The 21,099-nt window shown below is 67.4% G+C and carries 21 protein-coding genes; 6 read left to right on the plus strand and 15 right to left on the minus strand.

Annotated elements, in window-relative coordinates:
* The first annotated feature begins 122 nt into the window (after positions 1-122).
* Positions 123-584: a PaaI family thioesterase gene (locus tag C3B78_RS15980; protein ID WP_104998926.1), complete on the plus strand. Its 462-nt coding sequence runs from the start codon at positions 123-125 to the stop codon at positions 582-584.
* On the opposite strand, the gene C3B78_RS15985 is transcribed toward C3B78_RS15980, so the two are convergent.
* Both C3B78_RS15985 and C3B78_RS15990 read right to left on the minus strand, forming a co-directional pair.
* Positions 581-2,635 carry a S1 family peptidase gene (locus tag C3B78_RS15985; RefSeq protein ID WP_104998927.1) on the minus strand — a complete coding sequence of 685 codons (2,055 nt, stop codon included), beginning with the start codon at positions 2,633-2,635 and terminating at the stop codon, positions 581-583. The genes C3B78_RS15980 and C3B78_RS15985 overlap by 4 nt on opposite strands.
* 116 nt (positions 2,636-2,751) lie before the next feature.
* A complete protein-coding gene (locus C3B78_RS15990; protein WP_104998928.1) occupies positions 2,752-3,441 on the minus strand; it encodes a GNAT family N-acetyltransferase in 690 nt (229 codons plus the stop codon).
* 75 nt (positions 3,442-3,516) lie between these two features.
* Here C3B78_RS15990 and C3B78_RS15995 point away from each other — a divergent pair, with 75 nt between their 5' ends.
* Positions 3,517-3,750: a DUF6480 family protein gene (locus C3B78_RS15995; protein WP_104998929.1), complete on the plus strand. Its 234-nt coding sequence runs from the start codon at positions 3,517-3,519 to the stop codon at positions 3,748-3,750.
* Here C3B78_RS15995 and C3B78_RS16000 read toward each other — a convergent pair.
* From C3B78_RS16000 to C3B78_RS16015, 4 genes are all read right to left on the minus strand, one after another.
* Positions 3,747-4,646 (minus strand): 3-hydroxyacyl-CoA dehydrogenase family protein, encoded by a 900-nt coding sequence (locus tag C3B78_RS16000; RefSeq protein ID WP_104998930.1) that lies wholly within the window; start codon positions 4,644-4,646, stop codon positions 3,747-3,749. The genes C3B78_RS15995 and C3B78_RS16000 overlap by 4 nt on opposite strands.
* The gene (locus C3B78_RS16005) at positions 4,646-5,467 is read right to left on the minus strand and encodes an enoyl-CoA hydratase/isomerase family protein (RefSeq protein WP_104998931.1); all 822 of its coding nucleotides are present in this window, start codon (positions 5,465-5,467) and stop codon (positions 4,646-4,648) included. Before C3B78_RS16005 ends, C3B78_RS16000 begins: the two co-directional genes overlap by 1 nt.
* A complete protein-coding gene (locus C3B78_RS16010) occupies positions 5,467-6,693 on the minus strand; it encodes a thiolase family protein (protein WP_104998932.1) in 1,227 nt (408 codons plus the stop codon). The genes C3B78_RS16005 and C3B78_RS16010 overlap by 1 nt, the downstream gene beginning before the upstream one ends.
* Positions 6,694-6,917: 224 nt before the next feature.
* Positions 6,918-7,376, minus strand: coding sequence for an SRPBCC family protein (locus C3B78_RS16015; protein ID WP_104998933.1), 459 nt, complete (start codon positions 7,374-7,376; stop codon positions 6,918-6,920).
* Between the two features lie 140 nt (positions 7,377-7,516).
* Between C3B78_RS16015 and C3B78_RS16020 the strand changes: the two genes are divergently transcribed.
* A complete protein-coding gene (locus C3B78_RS16020; protein ID WP_104998934.1) occupies positions 7,517-7,693 on the plus strand; it encodes a CsbD family protein in 177 nt (58 codons plus the stop codon).
* Between the two features lie 116 nt (positions 7,694-7,809).
* Here C3B78_RS16020 and C3B78_RS16025 read toward each other — a convergent pair whose 3' ends face one another.
* The 9 genes from C3B78_RS16025 to C3B78_RS16065 all read right to left on the minus strand — a co-directional run bounded on the left by C3B78_RS16025 (position 7,810) and on the right by C3B78_RS16065 (position 18,657).
* Entirely contained in the window at positions 7,810-8,880 is a 1,071-nt protein-coding gene (locus C3B78_RS16025) for a DNA polymerase IV (RefSeq protein ID WP_442778247.1), read from the minus strand.
* Between the two features lie 180 nt (positions 8,881-9,060).
* Positions 9,061-10,524, minus strand: a complete 1,464-nt coding sequence (locus C3B78_RS16030) for an amino acid permease (protein ID WP_104998935.1) — start codon at positions 10,522-10,524, stop codon at positions 9,061-9,063.
* Positions 10,525-10,699: 175 nt separating this feature from the next.
* Positions 10,700-11,029, minus strand: coding sequence for a Rieske (2Fe-2S) protein (locus C3B78_RS16035; RefSeq protein ID WP_104998936.1), 330 nt, complete (start codon positions 11,027-11,029; stop codon positions 10,700-10,702).
* Entirely contained in the window at positions 11,026-13,590 is a 2,565-nt protein-coding gene (gene nirB / locus C3B78_RS16040; protein ID WP_267895217.1) for a nitrite reductase large subunit NirB, read from the minus strand. Before nirB ends, C3B78_RS16035 begins: the two co-directional genes overlap by 4 nt.
* Positions 13,590-13,937: a molybdopterin oxidoreductase gene (locus C3B78_RS16045; protein WP_104998937.1), complete on the minus strand. Its 348-nt coding sequence runs from the start codon at positions 13,935-13,937 to the stop codon at positions 13,590-13,592. Before C3B78_RS16045 ends, nirB begins: the two co-directional genes overlap by 1 nt.
* Positions 13,938-14,194: 257 nt before the next feature.
* Complete coding sequence (locus tag C3B78_RS16050; RefSeq protein WP_104998938.1) at positions 14,195-15,907, minus strand: ABC-F family ATP-binding cassette domain-containing protein; 1,713 nt, start codon at positions 15,905-15,907, stop codon at positions 14,195-14,197.
* A 162-nt stretch (positions 15,908-16,069) separates the two neighbouring features.
* A complete protein-coding gene (locus C3B78_RS16055) occupies positions 16,070-16,939 on the minus strand; it encodes a metal ABC transporter permease (RefSeq protein WP_104998939.1) in 870 nt (289 codons plus the stop codon).
* A 3-nt stretch (positions 16,940-16,942) separates the two neighbouring features.
* Positions 16,943-17,686: a metal ABC transporter ATP-binding protein gene (locus C3B78_RS16060; RefSeq protein WP_104998940.1), complete on the minus strand. Its 744-nt coding sequence runs from the start codon at positions 17,684-17,686 to the stop codon at positions 16,943-16,945.
* Positions 17,683-18,657, minus strand: a complete 975-nt coding sequence (locus C3B78_RS16065; protein WP_199775274.1) for a metal ABC transporter substrate-binding protein — start codon at positions 18,655-18,657, stop codon at positions 17,683-17,685. Before C3B78_RS16065 ends, C3B78_RS16060 begins: the two co-directional genes overlap by 4 nt.
* A 146-nt stretch (positions 18,658-18,803) precedes the next feature.
* Between C3B78_RS16065 and C3B78_RS16070 the strand changes: the two genes are divergently transcribed.
* The 3 genes from C3B78_RS16070 (at position 18,804) to C3B78_RS16080 (ending at position 21,096) form a co-directional block, all read left to right on the plus strand.
* Complete coding sequence (locus C3B78_RS16070) at positions 18,804-19,565, plus strand: CPBP family intramembrane glutamic endopeptidase (RefSeq protein WP_104998942.1); 762 nt, start codon at positions 18,804-18,806, stop codon at positions 19,563-19,565.
* 114 nt (positions 19,566-19,679) lie between these two features.
* Positions 19,680-20,120 carry a VOC family protein gene (locus C3B78_RS16075; RefSeq protein WP_104998943.1) on the plus strand — a complete coding sequence of 147 codons (441 nt, stop codon included), beginning with the start codon at positions 19,680-19,682 and terminating at the stop codon, positions 20,118-20,120.
* A 22-nt stretch (positions 20,121-20,142) separates the two neighbouring features.
* Positions 20,143-21,096 carry a 1,4-dihydroxy-2-naphthoyl-CoA synthase gene (locus tag C3B78_RS16080; protein WP_104998944.1) on the plus strand — a complete coding sequence of 318 codons (954 nt, stop codon included), beginning with the start codon at positions 20,143-20,145 and terminating at the stop codon, positions 21,094-21,096.
* The last annotated feature ends 3 nt before the right edge of the window (positions 21,097-21,099 follow it).

Consider the following 21,099-nt stretch of genomic DNA (forward strand, 5'->3'; position numbering starts at 1 on the left):
GGGGCAGACAGAAGCGGCCAATGATTACTGACCGTCCGTTCGGTAATATATTCACCATACATGAAGTGCCGTGCTGCACACTAGAAGGCCAGGACTGAATTCGGCCACCCAAAGGAGAATGTATGAGCGCCCCGTCACCCATGGATGCTGCCGAGAACCAGCCCCCTGCGCACGAGCAGTGGAAGATCACCCTCGGGGAGCTGGACGAGAAGATGGGCGTGAAGATCGTCGAGGAGTCGGTCCAGCGCGTGGTGGCCACCATGCCGGTGGAGGGCAACCGGCAGTCTTTCGGGCTGCTCCACGGCGGCGCGTCCCTGGCCGTGGGGGAAGCGGTGGGTTCCTGGGCGGCGGTGATACACGCGAGCACCCTGGGCAAGACGGCGGTGGGCGTGGACGTCTCGGCCACCCACCACCGCTCCGCGCGGGAAGGGCAGGTCACCATCACGGCCACGCCCATCCACCTGGGCGGTACGCTCACCACCCACGAGGTGCTCATCACCAACGAGGCCGGCCAGCGGCTCTGCACCCTCCGCATCACCAATCTCCTGATGCGGCGCCACAAGAAGCCCGCTGCCGAAGCCTAGTCCCGGGTGGGCTGCCTCCGGCGCCGGACCAGCAGCATGAGCACCGCGCCGGCCGCGATGGCCGCCGCGGCCGCGCCCGCCGCCGGGAGGGCATTGGTGCCAGTGCGGGCGAGGTCGCCCCTGCCCGCTCCGTCCCGTGCCTTGCCGCCGGTATCCGCCAGGCCGGCAGGAGGGGTGGGCGCCGGACCGGGTACGACGGCGGCGCCATCGCCCGCCGGGGCTGGATCCGTTGCGGAAGAGACGGGTTCCGCCGGGGCAGCAGTGGCAAACTCGAAGCCTGCGGCGCCCGAGGCGCTGAAACCGTTGACCGTCTCCGCGGTGAACCTGAGCGTCTGCCTGCTGTCCGGTGCCGTGAAACTCCAGCTTCCGTCGGCATTCACGGGGACCTCGAACGGTTCCTGCCCCTGGATGGTAATCCGGACCGTGGATCCGGCAGCAATGGCCGAGGCCGGGGCAGCGGGAATGTTTCCGCTGATGACCTGCCCGGACCCGTACGTGCCGCCGGGCGCAGGCGAGGAAACCAGTGGCCTGTTGAGGAAGAGCTCCAGCTGGTAGCCGGGCAGGACCTCCAGCGATTCGTCCAGCGTGGCCGCCACGGCGAAGTTGGCGGGTGCGGGTTCGTTGGGCCGGGGATCGTCGCCGGCGCTGTGCGTTCCTACCGCGTAGTTTCCGCTGATCCACGGACCGCCGGAGTCACCGCCGCTGGATTGCACGTCGTAGGACAGGAAACCGTTGAAGGCGCGGACATCGGTTGGGTCGGCGGGGTAGGCGGGTCCTCCCACCAGGAAGATCCCCACGGCGCTCACGGTTCCGCAGGACCATCCCGTTCTCCATCCCGAACGGCACACCTCCATGCCCACCACAGGGCTGGCAGTGCCGATGATTTTGACGTCCGGGCCCGGCTGCCGCGCGTCACCATGCGTGCTGGCAGCCGGCAACGGATCCTGGCCAGGGCTGAGCGCTCCGACTACCGCAACGTCGGTTCCCACGTTGCCGGGGTCCGTAAGTGCCGCGCCGTCCTGGTCCGTGGGAATGTTGGGGTCCAGCACCCTAGAGTTGCCGGGCCCGCCCAGCTGGCTGAACTGGAAGGTACCCAAGGGCCCGGCGGGCACGCCCTGAAGCAACAGTTCCGCCGTGCTGGCCACGCCGTCATCCGTACAGTGCCCCGCGGTGAGGACTGCGGGCAAGCCCGAGGGATCAAACGCGGAAAACCCTGTGGAGCAGATGGCGCGGTTGTCGGTTTGATAACCCACCCCGCCCGGGACGTCCGCCTCAGGCTTAAGGGGCGCGCCGCCGTCGAGCACTACGTTGGCGTACCTCGCGACGAATTCCGACGGCGAGATCTTGCCGGGGGCGGCAGTAGTCTCCAGCTCTCCCGGCGGGGTGGACGGCGTTCCGCCCGTGTCCCGCGTTGATTCGGCCGCGGCGATGCTGCCCGTCCGGATGACGAATTTGCCGCCGGAATAGACCACTGCCTGAAGGCCGGTGGTTCCGACCTCGCGCAGGTAGGCCTGGAAAAGCTGTTCGGTGCTCAGCGCAAGTTGGGACCCGGGAGCGGCCGTCAGCGAAGGAGCCGGAGCAGATGCGGGCTGCGGCCCTGCAGTGCCAGGCGCTTCAAGGGAGAGCCCGGCCACGACGCCGGACAATCGGTCGACGGCCAGCTGCAGCTCGGCCCCCGCGCCACTCACGATGATTTTGTTGTCCTGCAGCCTGATGCCTGAATAGCCGGGGACGCCGCGCAGCTGGCCGGCAGCAGCTGCTGCCCGGCTTCCCAGCTCCCCCGCCGCATTGAACTGCTCCAGGGTGAGGCCCAAGTCCCGCAGGACGGCACCGGCGAGGCCCGCTTCCGTAAGCCCGGTGCTCCCCGGCTCCGGGGCCGGCGTGGCGGCAGCAGGGCCGGACGTTGCAGCCGGGGCCGGCGGTGTTGCGTCCTCCGCCTCCGCCATGGCCCAGCCGGGAGCGTAACCCAGGGCGGACGCGGCGAGGACGCCGGCGGCGGCGCCCAGAGCAACACCGCGCTTTCCTCGGCGGAATGCTGTGCCGGTTCTCATTGTGGTTCCTATACGCAGGCTGCTTCGCAGAGGGCCAGCACGGAATCCAGCTCGGCAACACGCGTTGACCGCACCATCCCAGTCCATGGGTCCGCCGGGTTTCCTCATTGGGAAAGTTAATCACACTGGCCACAGGAGTCGCACGCCACACAGGTGGTTATACCTCTTGACGCGCTGGTCCGGACGTTGTCCAGCCCCCGGCCCCGCCGGGCCAGCCTGTACTCCAGGCCGGCCCGGACCATGGGCCATTCATGCTCCAGGATGGAGAATACCGCCGTGTCGCGCAGCAGCCCGTCGCGGGTCCGGGAGTGGCTGCGGAGCACGCCGTCCTGCTTGGCACCAAGCCGGGCGATGGCCTCCCGCGACTGGTGGTTCAGCCAGTGCGTCCGGAACTCCACGGCAGGGCAGCCAAGTACCTCAAACGCGTGCCGCAGGAGCAGCAGCTTGGACTCGGGGTTCGTGCCGGTGCCATGGACGGACGCCGCGTTCCACGTGGAGCCGATCTCCAGCCGGGGAGTACCGGCGTCGATATTCATATAGGTGGTCATGCCGATGATCCGCCCGGGGCCTCCGGTGGATGGATCGGTCAGCCTGGTGGTGAACGGCAGCATGGAGCCCAATTCCTGCAGGGCGAGCCGCCGCTCGATCTCCTCGGCCATCCCTTCGGGCGAAGGCACCGAGGTGTACCAGAGCCGCCACAGCTCACCGTCCAGGGCCGCGTCCACCAGGCCGTCGTGGTGGTCCCCGGACAAGGGTTCCAAGGTTACATATGTGCCAGTCAGGCTAAGGGGTTCCAGGAAAGTCACTGCACCAGCCTAGGTGCAACCACCAGTGCCGGTTACGCTGGGGACAGCATCAGGACGGCGAGCGAGGGAGTTTACGTGTCAGGTACCAATCCGGACCCGGAGGACGACAAGATCACAGGCCTGGAGCCCGGCGGCGGAGTGCCGCCGGGCGAAACGCCTCCCGGTGAAGGGTCGGTGGCAGGCACCCAGGAACCCCGGCAGAAGGGGTCCGGGAAGGGGCAGCAGGTCTTTTGGCTAGGAGCCATCGGGGCCGGCGTGCTGCTGTTCCTCCTGTACTTCATCGGCTACATCGTCGGGCTTTTCGACTAGCCCGCAGTTGCCTGGCCGGGCCAGTCGAAGAAGCCCTTGCCGGACTTCCGTCCCAGTTCCCCCCGGGCCACCTTGTCCTTGAGGATCCGGGGCGGAGCGAAGCGCTCCCCCAGCGTTGAGTGCAGGTACTCGGCGATGCCCAGCCGGACATCCAGGCCCACAATGTCCGTGGTCCGCAGCGGCCCGGTGGGGTGCTTGTAGCCCAGGACCATGGCGGCGTCGATATCCTCAGCGGACGCTACGCCCTCCTCCACCATGCGCATCGCCTCGAGGGCGATGGCCACGCCGAGCCGCGAGGAAGCGAATCCCGGGGCATCGTTGACGACGACGGCGGTCTTGCCGAGTGCCTCAACCCACCCTTTCGCGGCGGCGGCAAGTTCGGGGGACGTGCGCTCGCCCAGCACCACTTCGATGAGCGTGGACGCCGGGACCGGATTGAAGAAGTGAAGGCCCAGGAAGTTGGCTGGCCGCTTCAGTTCGCCGGCCAGCCCGTTCACGGAGAGCGATGACGTGTTGGAGGCGAGATAGGCGTCGTCGGCCAGCCGCTCCTCGATTCCGCGCAGCGAGGCGACTTTCAGGTCCCAGTCCTCCGGGACGGCTTCCACCACCAGCTGCCGGTCCGCGAAAGCGTCGTAGTCCACGCCGACAGTGAGCCGGGACGCCATCTCATCCAGGTTCGCGTCCGCCATGCCCCGCTCGATGCTCTTGGCAGCGGCCGATTCCACCCGCTCCCGGGCAGCCTCCGCGGACCGGTCGTCGCGCTCCACCACCAGCACGTCGGCACCTTTGACCAGGAAGGCATGGGCAATGCCGGCGCCCATGCGGCCGCCGCCCAGGACACCGACGAAGACGGGAAGGCCAGACGGCAGGCCGGGGGCAGGTTGCGGTGTGTTCATCAGTTCTTTTCTCCGGTCTCGGCGTCGGCGTTCTTGGCTGCGTTCTCGGCGTTCTTGGCTGCGTTCTTGTTCAGGAACGCCTGCATCCTGTCGAACTTGGCCTCGGATTCGAAGAGGATGCCTTGGGCCAGCTGGTCGATCAGGGGGTGTGCTTCCGCAGGGGCGTGGAACACGGACTTGGTGATGCGAACGGCCAGGGGATCCTGCCGGCCGATCCTGTCCGCCAGGTTGTGCGCGGCGTCCAGGAGGCCCGCCGGCTCGTGGACCTCGGTGATGAGGTTCACGGCCAGGGCTTCGTCGGCCCCAAGGATCTTGCCGGCCAGCAGGATCTGCTTGGCCACCGGTTCCCCCACCAGTTCCTTCAGCCGCCAGCTGGCACCCGCAGCGGCGAGGATTCCCAGCCCGGTTTCGGGGTTGCCGATGCGGACACCGGGGGTTCCGATCCTAAAGTCGGCGGCGTACGCGAGTTCCGCCCCGCCGCCCAGGCAGTAGCCGTCGAGTGCCGCGATGACCGGCATGGGCAGCTTGGCGATCCGGACGAAGATGGTTGAATTGATGCCCTGCAGGGCGTCGTCCCGGCGCCGCCCACGCAGCTGGCCGATGTCCGCGCCGGAGGCAAACACTCCGTCCACGCCGGCGATAATCAGCACCTTGGGGTTCTGTTCCAGCGCCGTGCAGACCACGTGCAGCTCGTCCACCATCTGCTGGTCGATCGCGTTGCGCACCTCGGGCCGGTTGAGCAGCACCACCACCCGGTCGCCGCGTTCCTCCACCAGGAGGGCGTGGAACTTCTCCGCGGCCAGGTCCACGGCCCCGGGCATCAGACCTTCTCCAGCAGCATCGCAGTGCCCTGGCCCACGCCGATGCACATGGTGGCCAGGCCGATCCGGGCGTCCTCGCGCTCCATGCGTCCCAGCAGGGTGATGGCGATCCGTGCCCCGCTGGAACCCAGCGGGTGCCCCAGGGCGATCGCGCCGCCGTCGTTGTTCACTATGTCCTGTTCCAGGCCAAGGCGCCGGATGCAGGCAAGGGACTGCGTGGCAAAGGCTTCGTTAAGTTCGACGGCGGCAAGGTCGCCTACGCTGAGGCCGCTGCGCTTGAGGACCTTCTGCGTGGCAGGCACCGGGCCGATGCCCATGATCTCCGGTTCACAGCCTGCCGAGGCGCCGTCGATGATCCGCGCGCGGGGTGTTAGTCCCAGCCGTTCGATGGCCGCTTCCGAGGCAACGATGATCGCGGAGGCGCCGTCGTTGAGGGAGGAGGAGTTGCCTGCAGTGACCACTGACCCGCCGTGGGTTACCGGCTTCAGTCCGGCGAGGACGTCCAGGGTGGTGCCTTCACGGGGGCCTTCATCAGTGTCCACGACATTCTCGGCCTTGCGGGTCCTGACGGTGACGGGAACGATTTCGTCCTTGAACCGCCCCGCCGCGATGGCGTCCAGGGCCCGCTGGTGGGATCGGACGGCGAAGGCGTCGGCGTCCTCACGGGAAATGTTGTCCACACGGGCCACTTCTTCGGCGGTCTCCGGCATGGAGTAGGTCATCTTGCCGTCCCGGGACAGCCCGCCCTTGTGGAACAGCGGGTTGGTGAAGCGCCAGCCGATGGAGGTGTCGAAAATCTGCCCGGGCTTCGCAAAGGCGGCGGTCGGCTTTTCCTGGACCCACGGCGCCCGGCTCATCGATTCCACGCCGCCGGCGATGACGATGTCCGCAGCTCCGGCCTTGATCATGTGGCTGGCCTGGATGATGGCGCTGAGGCCGGAGGCGCAGAGCCGGTTCACCGTGATCCCGGGGATATGGAGGGGAAGCCCGGCCAGCAGGGTTGCCATCCGGGCCACGTTGCGGTTCTCTTCGCCGGCTCCGTTGGCATTGCCCAGGATGACCTCGTCAATGCTGTCCGGGTCCAGTCCGGCCCGGTTCACCGCCTCCCGGAGCACCAGGGCTGCCAGGTCATCGGGGCGGACCGACGAGAGCGCCCCGCCGTATCTGCCCACCGGCGTTCGGACTCCGCCAACAAGGAAAGCCTGCGGACCTGCGGTTGCAGCCATGGAAACACCCTTCACGCGATAAACGGCACTGTCATCTGCGGTCCGTAGCGCCATCCCAACCAGGTAGCGCTAAGTGTCGTTTTGAGCGTCCAAAACGACACTTAGCGCTACCCAGTTGGGTCCACTTACCGACCGTTCGTTCTGTAAATAGTACACGGAGGGGTGATCCGTGGATACCGGGCGACGCACACCAGGGCCGCCCGCCCGCGGGATGCGCCCGGCCGCTACAGCGTTTCCGCCTTCGCCGCTATCTCCGTGAGGTCCTTGGCCAGGGCTTTGCGGGTGGCTGCCATGCCCATCCTGCCGAACAGCAGCATCATGATCCTGCTGGCCAGGGTGGGCTTAATGACCTCGGCGCCGAAGGTGAGGGTGAGGTCCGTTCCGCCGTCGCGCGGAGCCAGGCTGAAGCGCGTGGTGTAGTCCGCGCCGCCCTGGACGGCCTTGACGGTGGTGCTGCGGTTCCGCTCAGCTTCCGCCACCCACATCTCCACCGTTTCCGCTTTGCCCAGCATCTTCCGCGTCTCCTTCCAGCGGGTTCCCTCACCATAGGGGCCGTCCGTGAGGAGCTGGACCGAGTCCACGCCGGAGAGGGTGGCCGCGGAGCCCGGGATGTCCGTGATGACGGACCAGACTTTCTCGGGTGACGCCTGGATGTGCTGGGTGAGACTGAGGCTGTGGTCCATGGTTTCGAGCCTAGCGGCGGCTACGGAGAATCAACAGGAGCCGCCCGCGGCGGTGTCAAGGGACTTGAATTAGTAAGCATGCTTCGTGTTACTGTGAAAATGCATTGTTTGATCAACGGAAACGAAAGGAGGCCACCACCATGGGCCTCGGAGACAAGATCAGTAACGCAGCGGAAGACATGGGCGGCAAGGCCAAGGAAGCGGCCGGCAACGCCACCGATAATGACCGCCTGAAGGCCGAAGGCCAGGCGGACCAGGTCAAGGCTGACGCCAAGAAGGTCGGCGAAAGCGTCAAGGACGAGTTCAAGCGCGACTAGCTCCCGTTTGCCGCAGCCCCGGAGGACCGGGCGGCTGCAGCAGAGCGAAACGGCGGTGGATCCCACGGGATCCGCCGCCGTTCTGTTTGCCCGGCGCTTGCGGGACCAGGGGCCCGTCACCAGCCGCTGCGGGTTGGGGTGTGCCCCTGCCGGGAGTCGTCCGGCATCGTCATTTCGGCCCGCAGCCCGAGGAGCCTGACGGGGCGGCCCGGCTCGATCTTCGCCACCAGGTCCAGGACCCGGGCGAGCACTTCCGCCGGGTCCGAGGTCTCGGGGATTTTCCGGGCGTACGTCTTGGTGATGAACGGCGCGTAGCGGACCTTGAGCGTCAGCCCGACCACCGGCCGGCCCTCTGCCGCGACATCCTCCAGCACGTGCGCTGCCAGCTCCCTGACGGCGTCGTCAATCTGCCCCGGCCCGGTCAGGTCGCGCTGGAAGGTGGTTTCCCGGCTGTGCCCGCGCGCCACCCAAGGCGTGTCATCAACGGTCCGTCCGCCGTCTCCTCGTCCCAGCTGCGCATACCAGGGACCCATCTTGGGGCCGAACTCGGGGACAAGATCGTCAGGGTTGGACGCTGCCAGCTCGGCAACCGTCCGGATGCCAAGCTTGGCGAGGCGCTGGGACACTTTCGTTCCCACGCCCCACAGCTCGATGGTGGGGCGGCCTCCCATAACGTCCAGCCAATTGCCTTCCGTGAGCCGGAAGACGCCGGCCGGCTTGCCGAACGTCGTCGCCACCTTGGCGCGGACCAGGGTGTCGCCGATGCCCACGCTGCAGTGCAGGCGTGTCTCCTCGAGGACGGCCCGCTGCAGTTGCCGGGCGTAGGCCTCGGGATCCGCCGTCCGCACCCCGACAAACGCTTCGTCCCAGCCGAGCACCTGGACGGTAGCGCCCGGCTGCGAGCGCAGCACCGCCATGACCTGCTCGGACGCCTCAAGGTAGGCCTCATGGTCGACGGGCAGGATGACGGCGTCGGGCACTTTCCGCGCCGCGACGCGCAGCGGCATCCCCGAGCCGACACCGTACGCCCGGGCTTCGTAGGACGCCGTGGACACCACCGCCCGTTCGGCGGGATCGCCGCGGCCGCCAACGATCACCGCCTTGCCCGCAAGCTCGGGCCGGCGGAGCACTTCCACCGCCGCGATGAACTGGTCAAGGTCCACGTGCAGCACCCAGGGTTCGCCCACAGGCCCCAGTCTGCCCCGGCGGCGCGCTCCGCACCACCGCTCCCCACCATCCATTGCTCCGCACCTGCCGTTCTGGGACGTTATAACGGCAGGTGCGGAGCAATGGATGGGGAAACGCCGACGGCGGGACTCCCCTCCCAAGGGGCGTCCCGCCGTCGTACGTACTGCTTGGGTGAACCGTTAGCTGTACAGCTCGCTCTTCGGTTCGTTGTTCTTGACCTTCTGCCAGCCCAGCCACAGGAGCAGAGCGAAGAGCGGGATGCTGCCCAGGGTCCAGAGGCCCAGGTAGAACACTTCGCCGGTGGCCTTGTTGGTCATGGTGTCGAAACCGATCAGGACAGTGATGGCCAGCAGGCCCACCAAGCCGGCCCAGCTGGTCCACGGCGAACCGGGCATCGGCAGGCCGGACGTGACACCCTTGCGGCGGCGCAGCACGATCTGGCTGGCGAAGATGGAGCCCCAGCAGAAGATCACGCCGATGGAGGCTGTGTTCAGGACGAGGTCGAACGCGTGGGAGCCGCCCAGCCAGATGTTGAGCAGGATGCCCACCAGGTAGAACGCAGCGACGGCGAGGATGGCTGCGAACGGCACGTGGCGCTTGGACATCAGGGTGAGCCACTGCGGGGCGTGCCCGTTGTTGGCCATGGTGCGGAACACGCGGCCAATCGAGTAGAGGCCGGAGTTGCAGGAGGACAGCGCGGCGGTGATGACGATCATGTTCATGACGTCACCCACCCAGCCAAGGCCCATCTGGCCGAAAACGGTGACGAACGGGGAGGTACCGGCCTTGTACTGGTCCGACGGCAGCAGCATGGCAAGGAGCAGGACGGAACCGACGTAGAACACCACAATGCGGAGGACGACGGCGCGGATCGCCTTGGGCACTTCGCGTTCCGGATCCTTCATTTCACCGGCGGTGATGCCCACCAGTTCAATGCCGTTGTAAGCGAAGATGACGGCGTTGAGGACGAGGACCATCACCAGGGCGCCCTTGGGGAACATGCCGCCTTCCGCGGCGAACAGGTTCGCTACGGAGGCGTTGCCGTCGCCCACCTGGGCGTTGGTGAGGACCATGAACGTGCCCACGGCCAGGAAGATCAGGATGGCGCCCACCTTGAGGCAGGAAGCCCAGAATTCGAATTCACCGAATGCCTTGACGCTCAGCAGGTTCACTGCCACCAGCAGCAACAGTGCGGCGATGGCGGAGGCCTCGACCGGAACGTTGGGGAAGAAGAACTGGAAGTACAGGCCGATGGCGATCAGTTCGGCGATGCCGGTCATGCCCCAGTTGATGAAGTACATCCAGCCGGACAGGAACGCACCCTTCTTGCCGAACATTTCACCGGCGTAGCTCACGAAAGAGCCGGAGGTCTGGCGGTACATGATGAGTTCGCCCAGGGCCCGCATGAGCAGGTAGGCGATGACGCCTGCGATGGCGTAGGAGAAGATCAGGGCCGGGCCGGTGGAGGCGAGGCGGCCGCCGGCACCCATGAATAGGCCGACGCCGATTGCGCCGCCCATGGCGATCATGGTGACGTGGCGCCGGCCCAGGGTCTTGCTATAGCCCTCGGCGCTGAGAGTGGGGTCGACGGCGACGGATGGGGCCGTGCGGTTCTGAAGATCTGTCGGGGTAATTTGAGGCACAACGATTCCTTGTGGGTTGGGGGTTGGCCGCATCCGGACTACAGCATGATCCAGCTCACAAAATTCGGGCTTAAGCCGTTGGGGCGACCGTTTGTGAGCGCAATCCTCCGTAAAGCCGAAGCTTCGCGCGGCTCGTCCATCCTACAAGACGATGAGGTGTGCTACGTGACGCGCGCTACACCGCGGCCGTCCGGAGCACCAGGTTCTGCTCCCCGTCCAGGGATATCCGGTAGGTCCGCAGGGGTCCCGCGCCGGTAGTGGAGCACCCGGAGGTGAGGTCAAAAGCGTGCTGGTGCAGCGGACAGATGACCACCTGCCGGTCCACGGTGCCGTCCGCAACCGGCCCGCCCCGGTGGGGACAGACGCCGGAGACCGCCCGCAGTGAACCGTCCCGCAGCCGGAAGACGGCCACCTGCTCGCCGCCCACCCCGAAGGCCCGCCCCTCGCCCAGCGGAATCTGGTCCACCGGGCCCAGGACATGGGCGTTGGTTCCGGCGCTGCTCATCGGACCGGCACCTGCGGGAGGGCGGTCAGGGGCAGCGAAGTCCTGAACTGCCCCGGCGTTTGCGGGTCATCACGTTCCAGCCAAGGATCAACGTAGCTGTCCACCGAGGCCTGCATCGCTTCATCAAGCCGGCCGGCGATCCCTTCTGCGTCCTGCACGATGACGGCACGCAGGTGTTCGATACCCACCCGCGGGACGAAGGCGTAGGTCCGTTCCAGCCAGTTGGCCTCTTCCCGGTAGTACTGCATGAACCGGCCGGTGAGGACCTTCACCTCGTCCGGGCTGTCCACGGTGGCCAGCAGGTCTCCCTTGCGGATATGGGCACCGGCGGCTCCGCCCACGTAGATCTCCCAGCGGCCGCCCTCCACCGCCACCACGCCCACGTCCTTCACCAGCGACTCGGCGCAGTTCCGCGGACAGCCTGAGACGGCGAGCTTCAGCTTGGCCGGTGACTCGAGGCCCTGGAAGCGGGATTCGATCTCGATCCCCAGCTTGGTGGAGTCACCGGTGCCGTAGCGGCAAAAGTCCTTCCCCACGCACGTTTTCACCGTCCGGAAACTCTTGCCGTAGGCATAGCCGGAGGGCATGTCCAGGTCCGCCCAGACCTGCGGCAGGTCCTCCTTGCGGATCCCCAGCAGGTCGATGCGCTGCCCGCCGGTGAGCTTGATCAGCGGGACGTTGTGCTTCTCCGCCACGTCCGCGATCCGGCGCAGCTGCTGGACCGACGTCACGCCGCCCTTCATCTGGGGCACCACGGAGAAGGTGCCGTCCCGCTGGATGTTGGCGTGGACCCGGTCGTTGATGAAGCGGGCGTCGCGTTCGTCGATGTACCGGTCCGCCAGCATCATCTTGAGCAGCGAGGCGAGCCCCATCTTGGACTTTGCGTCCTCCGCGCCGCCGGGCGCCAGCGCCTGGAACACCGCCGAAACTGACCGCAGGCCGCGGGCCCGGACCTCTGCCATCAGCGCCTGCTTGTCCAGGGGGATGCCGGGGACGTAGTAAGCGGCAGCCGGGCCCTCCTCCACGGCCCCGTCCGCCGCCCATTCCACCACCTGCCTGACCAGGAGCTTGCAGGAGCCGCAGCCCTTGCCGGCACGGGTGGCGTCCATGGCCCCGGATACCGAGCTGCAGCCGCCCTTCACCGCGCCCACCAGGTCCTTCTTGCTGACGCCGTTGCAGTTGCAGACCTGCGCGTCATCGTCGAGTTCCGCAATCCCGGTCTCCTCCCCGGGCGTGCCAAGATCGAACATCAGCCCGATCCGCTCCTCGGGCAGCGGCAGCCCGCGGTCATACGCCTGGGTCAGGTAGGCCACCTTGCGGCTGTCCCCCAGGAGGGTGGCGCCCACCATCTTGTTGTCCCGGACCACGATGGACTTGAAGACCCCGCGGCTGGGCTCCGAGAAGACGATGTGTTCGTCCGTCTCAAGTTCCGGCCCGTGCAGGCCCATGGAAGCCACTTCGACGCCTGCCACCTTCAGTTTGGTGGCGGTGCGCGAGCCCAGGTACGCGGCGCCCGTGTCCGTCCCCGTCACGTGGTTGGCCAGCACCACCGCCTGCTCCCACAGCGGGGCCACCAGCCCGTACACCTCGCCGCGGTGCTGGACGCACTCCCCCACCGCGTAGATGTCGTCCTCGTCCTGGACCCGCAGGCTGTCGTCCACCACAATGGCCCGCTCCACCGGGAGCCCGCTGAGGACAGCGAGGTCAACGTTGGGACGGATCCCGGCCGCCACCACCACCATGTCGCACTCAATGTCCGGCCTGTCGCGGAGGCTAACGCCGGTCACCCTGTCCGTGCCAAGCACGGCCGTGGTCCGGCAGCCGGTCAGTACCCCAATGCCCAGCGCCTCAACGCTGCGCCGGAGGACGGCCCCGCCGTCGGGCCCCATCTGTGCGCTCATCAGGTGGCCGCCCGAGTGGACCACGTCCACGCCCAGCCCGAAGCTGCGCAGCCCGGCGGCGGCCTCCAGCCCCAGCAGGCCGCCGCCAATCACCACGGCGTGCCGGTGCTGCTCCTGCTGCGCGTGCGCAGCCATTTTGCGGGTGTCGTCGATGGTGCGGAAGCCGAAGACTCCCTGTTTCACGGACCCGCCGGGCGTGTAGAGGCCGTCCATCGGGGGCATGTGCGAGCGGCTGCCGGTGGCGATGACCAGGACGTCGTAGGGCGTCACCCGGCCGTCGCTGGAAAACACCTGCTTGGCGAACCGGTCGATCCTGTCCGCCCGGACCCCGGCGTGCAGCGTGATGCCGTTGTCCTGGTACCAGGACAACGGGTTGAGGAAAATGTCCTGGTCGCTTTCCGCCCCGGAAAGGACGTGGCTGAGCATGATCCGGTTGTAGTTTCCGTAAGGCTCGTCCCCGAACACGGTGATGCTGAACTGCTCCGCACCGCCCCGGGCCAGGATCTCCTCCACGGCCCGGGCCCCCGCCATCCCGTTGCCGATGACCACGAGGCGCCGACGGCTGTCGCGGCCACCGGACCGGGACCGTGGCCTGGCGAGCGGCGGGGTGTGCACCCGTGCTTGCGCCGGTGCCTGCACCCGCTCCGCCACGCTGCCCATCAGTGCTCCACCATGCCCAGGTCGATCACCACGGATCCGTGGACGCCCTCCGGAGCCGCCAGGTACAGCTCGATCACCGAGCCGCCGTCGATGTCCTCCACCACGCGCAGCGGAACGTGGACCTCGCTTTTTGCGCCGATGGGGAAGTAGCGCATGGGAACGCCGTTGCGCATGAGCACCACGGCGATCAGCTCACTGCTCGAGTTGCCGCCGCGGAAGTACAGCGCCTGGTTGATCACGCCGTCCGGGACATAGTGCGCGAGCTCGCTGTGCAGGGGGACGGGCTTCTCCATGCCCACGCCCTGGAAGTGGTAAATGCCTTGCAGGAAAAGGTTCTTGGTGATCACGGACAGATCCTTTCGGCCGGCGGAAAGACGGGCATGGGCCCCATTTTCCGCCGCCGATGTTTCCGGCCGCCGGTCCCCCGGTAAAGACTGCTTTACGCCAAACTCACCGTTCACCAGGCCTGGCCGCTGCCCCAAATGCGTGACTTATGTCCTGCCAGGCGGGAGGAGACCCTGCCATCCCGGGGCAACTGCCCCACCGGGCGGCCAAAAGTGACGCATTCCGGTCGGGATTTCCCGTTGGTTGCCCGGGCCTGCCCCTAAGCCGGCGCGAGCACGCCCTTGTCCATGGAGTACCGGAGCCAACGCCCGGCACCGGCGCTGCCGCCCGGGGTCCCTGCTGGGCCGGCGGCCGCCCCACGGCTGCGCCGCGCGCCTGCAGCGAACCATTCCCGCAGCGCCCTGTCATGGCTAACCATCACCAGGGTCCCGGCGAAGTCCGCCAGTGCCGCCTCCAGCTGTTCCACGAGCACGGGCGCCAAGTGGTTGGTCGGCTCGTCCACCAGCAGGGTGCCGTAGCCGCCCAACAGCAGCCGCGCCAGTGCGAGCCTGCGCTGCTGGCCGGCGGAGAGGCTGCCCACGGGGACGTGGAACTCGCTGGTGCGGAAAAGGCCAAGTCGGAGCAGGGCCTCGGCGTGCTCGTCGATGGTGCCGCCGAGGCCCGCCGCGAAGGCCGGCAGCAGCCGCAGGGTGGGCCGTGGCGGCAGCTCCAGCTCCTGCTGCAGGTAGCCGATCCGGTCTGGCCGCGTGACGGAGCCGGCTGCCGGTTCCAGGGTTCCCGCGAGCACGGAGAGCAGCGTGGACTTGCCCGCGCCGTTGGGCCCGGTAATGAGGATCTTCTCGCCGGCGCCTGCCTGGAAGTCTGTGGTGCCCAGCCGGCCGGGCACGCTCACGCCGCGCGCAGCCAGCACGGGGCCGCCATTCTGCGTTGCCCCGGACGGCACCGGGCCGGCAGCGGGGAGATCCAGGTCGACATTCAGCCGCAAGGGTACGGGCGGGCGGTCCACCGGGCTCGCTTCGAGCCGGCGCAGCCGCTCCTGGGCGTTCCGGACCTGGCTGGTGGCGGCCTTCTGCCAAGTGCCCGCCTTGAAGTCGAAGCCCATCTTGTCGCCATCGCGTTTGCGGCCGTAGCCCATGGTCCCTGCCACAGTGTCTGCCTGCCGTTTTTCGGACTCCATCGCGTCAAGCCAGGTGTGGTACCGCTGGACCCATCGTGCGCGTTCGGCTGCCTTCTCCCGAAGGTAGCCGTCGTACCCGTTGCCGTAGCGGGTGACCGCACGGCGCTCGGCATCCACTTCGATGATGGTGGACGCCACCTTGCGGAGGAGCACGCGGTCGTGGGACACCACCACCACCGTGCCACGGTGGGCCGCCAGCCGGTCCTCCAGCCAGGCGGTTCCGCGGGCGTCCAGATGGTTGGTGGGTTCGTCCAGGAGCAGGATGTCCGCCGGATCGGCCAGGACACAGGCCAGGGCCACGCGTTCCTGTTCCCCGCCGGACAGGGATCCCAGCACGCGGTTCCGGTCCAGGCCGCCCAGGCCCAGCCGGTCCAGGGCGGCCTCCACCCGGGGTTCCGCGGCGTAGCCTTCGCGCAGCTGATACTCCGTCTGCAGCCGGCCGTAAGTGGCCAGTTCGTCTTCCCCGGCGTCGGCGAGGTTGGTCTCCAGCCGGTCAAGCTCCGCTTCGAGGGCACGCAGCGAGGCAAGGGAAGCGTCGACGGCGGCGCCCACCGTGAAGGACTCGGGCAGGCCATGGGTTTGGGCCAGGTAGCCCACCCTGCCTTGGATCACCACGGCGCCTTCGTCGGGCGCTTCGAGGCCGGCCAGGATCCGGAGCAGGGTGGATTTGCCTGCACCGTTTTCGCCCACCACGGCAACGTGCTCGCCAGCCGAAATCACCAGGCTGATGCGGTCCAGCAGCCGACGGTCGCCATAGCCATGGGAGACGTCCGAAAGGTTAAGGTGTTCAGTCAAGGGAAGTCCTCGCAAAGTTCCGCAGTGTGGCCGCCGGAGCTGAACGGGAGTTTTCATCCAGCGCTCGACGGCGGCCTTGGTTTGGGAGAACAGCCCGGCGTAGGGCCGGGGCTGCTGGTTAGGACTTCATCGCTCCAGACTGCCCCGATTGAAGCCACCGAGTCAAGCTGCAGCGAGGGCGGCGGCCTTCCTGCGCCGGGCTTTCGCCAGGCGGGTGCCGATCAGCCCCTGCCGCGGGCTGAAGAGGTAGACGACGGCGAACACCACTCCCTGCGTCAGCACCACCATAGCGCCGGAGGCCGTGTCCAGGTAGTAACTGATGTAGATGCCGGTGATCGAACAGAGCGCCGAGACCACCGGGGCGATCACCAGCATCCGGGAGAACCGGTCGGTGAGCAGGTAGGCCGTGGCGCCGGGGATGATGAGCATGGCCACCACCAGGACAACGCCCACGGTCTGCAGCGCAACCACCGAGGTCAGGGCCAGGAGGCCCAGCAGCAGCGCCCCGAGCCTCCGGGGGGATAGCCCGATGGCGTGCGCATGCGTCGGATCGAAGGCGTAGAGCGTAAGGTCGCGGCGCTTGAGGATCAGGATGGCGAAGGCCACCACGCCCAGCACCAGCACCTGGATGAGGTCCGGAATGCTGACGCCGAGCAGGTTGCCGAAGATGATGTGGTTCAGGTCCGTCTGGCTGGGCGTCACGGAAATCAGCACCAGGCCCAGGGCGAACAGCGAGGAGAACACGATGCCGATCGCGGCGTCCTCCTTCACCCGGCTGGTATTTCGGACCACCCCGATCAGGGTCACGGCGATCAGGGCGAACACCAGCGCGCCGAGCGCGAAGGGGGCGCCCACAATGTAGGCCAGGACGACGCCGGGCAGCACCGCGTGGGAGACGGCGTCGCCCATGAGCGACCAGCCGATCAGCACCAGCCAGCAGCTGAGGACAGCGCAGACGACGGCCGCGAGCGCGGTGGTGACGATGGCCCGGACCATGAAGTCGTAGCTGAGGGGTTCGAGGAGCAGTTCCATGGGCTAGCTCCGCCCTTCCCGGTTGAGCACGTCCAGGCCGAACGCCATGGCAAGGTTTTCGGGCTGCAGCACCACGTGCGGCGGGCCGTGCATGAGGACCCGGTGCATCAGCAGCACGGCTTCGTCGCAGAGCTGCGGGAGTGCGTGCAGGTCGTGGGTGGAAACCAGGATGGTGCAGCCGTCCGCGGCGAGCTCGCGCAGGAGCCGGGTGATGGTGGCTTCGGACCTCTTGTCCACGCCGGCGAAGGGTTCGTCCAGCAGCATGGTGGTGGCACCCTGGGCAATCCCGCGGGCCACGAAGGCACGCTTCTTCTGCCCGCCGGAGAGTTGGCCGATCTGCCGCCCGGCATAGTCCCCCAGTTCCACCCGGTCCAGCGCCTCGTCCACGGCAGCCCGGTCCGCCTTCGATGCCCGGCGGGTGAAACCCTGGTGGCCGTAGCGGCCCATCATCACCACGTCGCGCACGGACAGCGGGAACTGCCAGTCCACTTCCTCGCTCTGCGGCACATAGCCGATGCCCCCTTCCCTGCGCGCCCTGGAAGGCGGCTGGCCTCCGATCCGCACCGTGCCGGCGTCGGGCTTGATCATGCCCATGATCACCTTGAAGAGCGTGGATTTCCCGGAGCCGTTCATGCCCACCAGGCCGCAGATCCGCGCCGGGTCAAGCGAGAGGGAGGCGGAGTCCAGTGCCAGGACTTCGCCGTAGTGGACGGTGACGTTGTCCACCTGGATGGCCGGGAAGGTCATGGCCCCACCCCCGCGGTGAGCGCTTTGGTGATGGTGTCGGCGTCGTGCCTGATCAGGTCCAGGTATGTAGGCACGGGCCCGTCCGCTTCGGACAGGGAGTCCACGTACAGGGTGCCGCCGAACCGGGCGCCGGTGGCTTCCACCACCTGCTGCATGGGGGCGTTGGAAACCGTGGACTCACAGAAGACCGCAGGGACTTTGTTGGCCTTCACGTACTCGATGGCGCGGGTGATCTGCTGGGGCGTGGCCTGCTGCTCGGCGTTCACGGCCCAGATGTAGACCTCCTTCAGCCCGGTGTCACGTGCCAGGTATGAGAAGGCGCCTTCGCAGGTCACCAGCGCGCGCTGGGCTTCCGGCACCGCCGCAAGGCTGGTGGTCATCTGGTCCTGCACAGCCTGGAGTTTGGCTTTGTAGGCGTCCCCGTTGGCTTTGAAGGCAGCGGCGTTGCCGGGGTCCAGGTCGCTGAAGGCCCGCACCATGTTGTCCACATAGGCCTGGACGTTCAGCGGCGACATCCAGGCGTGCGGGTTGGGTTTGCCTTGGTAGGAGTCCTCGCTGATCGGCATCGGCTCCACACCCTCGCTCACCACGGCGTGGGGCACGTCCAGCCCGTCCACGAACTGCGCGAACCAGGCTTCCAGGTTCAGGCCGTTATCCAGGATGAGGTCGGCCTTGGAGGCTTTCCGGATGTCGCCGGGAGTGGGTTCGTAGCCGTGGATCTCCGCCCCGGCTTTGGTGATGGACTCCACGGTGAGCTTGTCCCCCGCGACGTTCCGGGCGATATCCGCCAGCACCGTGAACGTTGTCAGCACTACCGGCTTGCTGTCGCCGTTCCCTGACGCCCCGCCGCCGCAGGCGGTCAGCAGAAGGGAAAGCACGACGCCGGCAGCGGCCGCCGTCCTGAAGCGCACCGTCCTGCGGGCGCGGATTGGGGCGGCTACTTTGGCGCACCGAAACATAAATTTAGGCATACCGAATATTCTAGGCGAAGCACGTTTCCTCCAGCAACGCGCCCGGCCCGCCTCCCCCCTTCCCGCCCAACTAGGTAGCGCTAAGTGTCGTTTTGGAGCCTCAGAACGACACTTAGCGCTACCTAGTTGGGGGATAGGCTGAAACCATGGCGACCGCCCACCGAATACCCCCTGCTCCGCAGCCACAGCTGTACCGCTTCTCGCCGCTGGATGGGGCCACCCTGATCGTGTACGTGGCCATTGCCGGGTTCTTCGCTGTGGCCGGGGAACTCCTGGCGCCGATCCTGCGGCAGGTTGCTCCTTCCCCGGCGGCGGCTTCCTACGCGGCGAACCTGTTTTTTTACGCCACAGTGGGCATCCTGGCGCTGCTGGCGGCCCGGAAGGTGGTGGGCCGCGACCTGAAGGTCCTCGCCACGCGCCCGTGGTTCACGCTCATGATGGTGCCCGCCGCGGTGATTGCCATGCTGATCCTTACGGCCATCGTGGTGGCGGCCAGCGGCGGGGCACAGACGTCAGAGAACCAGGCGGGGCTGCAGGCGCTGATGCAGCAGGTGCCGGCCTGGCTCATGGTTCCGCTGCTTGTGGTGGTGGGGCCGTTCGTGGAGGAGTACATCTTCCGCCACCTCCTTATAGGCAAGCTGAGCCGGCGGGTGAACATCTGGATCTGCTGCGCCGTGTCGGTGGTCCTGTTCGCCGCCATGCACATCGCGGGCCGGGAAGCCATCACCCTTGCCGCCCTGCTCCCCTACCTGGCCATGGGGGCCACTCTGGTCTTCGTGTACGTCTGGACCGGGAAGAACCTGATGTTTTCCTACTTCGTCCATGCGGCGAAGAACCTGCTGGCCGTGGTGTTCATCTACGCCATCCCGCCGGAGGTTTTCGAACAGCTCCAACGGGTGCAGCCGTAGTCCACCAGCGCGGGGTCAGATAACGCCCGCAAGTGGGGCTTTTTCGGGTCAGGAGTGACCTCGCGTTGCCGTGGGCACCTACCGCAGCACCACCGGCCACCGTACCTTGGTGGGATGGGACTGAACATCCAGATCGTCGTCGACTGCAGCCAACCGCACGAACTCGCGGACTGGTGGGCTGAGACCCTGCAGTGGTCCGTGGAGCCCCAGGACGCCACCTTCATCCGTTCCATGATCGAGCAGGGCTTCGCCACGGAGGACCACGCCATGACCCACCGGGGCAACCTGGTCTGGCGTGAGGGCTGCGCCATCCGGCCGCCGGAGGAACTGGAGTCAAGGGAGCCCGCAAGGCGTGTCCTCTTCCAGACGGCGCCCGAGGGGAAAACCGTGAAGAACCGCGTGCACTGGGACGTGAACCTGGCCGGCCGGGACAAGGACGAGGTCCGCCGCGAGCTTGAGGCCAGGGGTGCCACTTTCCTCTGGACCGCCAGCCAGGGTGCGCACTCCTGGCACACCATGGCAGATCCGGAAGGCAACGAGTTCTGCATCAGCTGAGGCCGATTACTAGACTTGGACAGTGAGCAAACAGATTCCCGCCCAAGTGTCCGACGTCTTTGACCCCATCCGCTGGCGGACCGTGGCCGGTTTCGAGGACTTCCAGGACATGACCTACCACCGGCAGGTGGAAAGGGATTCCGACGGCGGGTGGGTGCGCGACCTGCCCGCGGTGCGGATCGCGTTCAACCGGCCGGAAGTGCGGAACGCGTTCCGCCCCGGCACCGTGGATGAGCTGTACCGGGCCCTGGACCACGCACGCATGTCCCCGGACGTCGCCACCGTGCTGCTCACCGGCAACGGTCCCTCCCCCAAGGACGGCGGTCACTCGTTCTGCTCCGGTGGAGACCAGCGGATCCGGGGCAGGGACGGCTACAAATATGCCGACGGCGAGTCGCAGGAAACAATCGACCCCGCCCGTGCCGGCAGGCTGCACATCCTCGAAGTCCAGCGGCTGATGCGGACCATGCCGAAGGTGGTCATCGCCGTCGTCAACGGCTGGGCGGCCGGCGGCGGGCACTCGCTGCACGTGGTGGCGGACCTGACCATCGCCTCCCGCCAGTACGGCAAGTTCAAGCAGACGGACGCCACCGTGGGCAGCTTCGACGCCGGCTACGGCTCCGCCCTTCTCGCACGGCAGATCGGGCAGAAGGCGGCGCGCGAGATCTTCTTCCTGGCCCGCGAATATTCCGCCGAGGACATGGTGCGGATGGGCGCCGTGAACGAGGCCGTGGACCACGAACGCCTCGAAGAAGTTGCCCTGGAGTACGCCGCCGATATCGCCCGGCAGTCGCCGCAGGCCATCCGCATGCTCAAGTTCGCCTTCAACCTTGCCGACGACGGCCTGGCTGGCCAGCAGGTATTCGCCGGCGAGGCCACGCGGCTGGCATACATGACGGACGAGGCGGTGGAGGGCAAGGAAGCCTTCCTGCAAAAACGCGAACCCGACTGGTCCTCCTTCCCGCACTACTTCTAGCCA

This window comes from Arthrobacter sp. PGP41, from assembly GCF_002953935.1.
Taxonomy (GTDB): Bacteria; Actinomycetota; Actinomycetes; order Actinomycetales; family Micrococcaceae; genus Arthrobacter.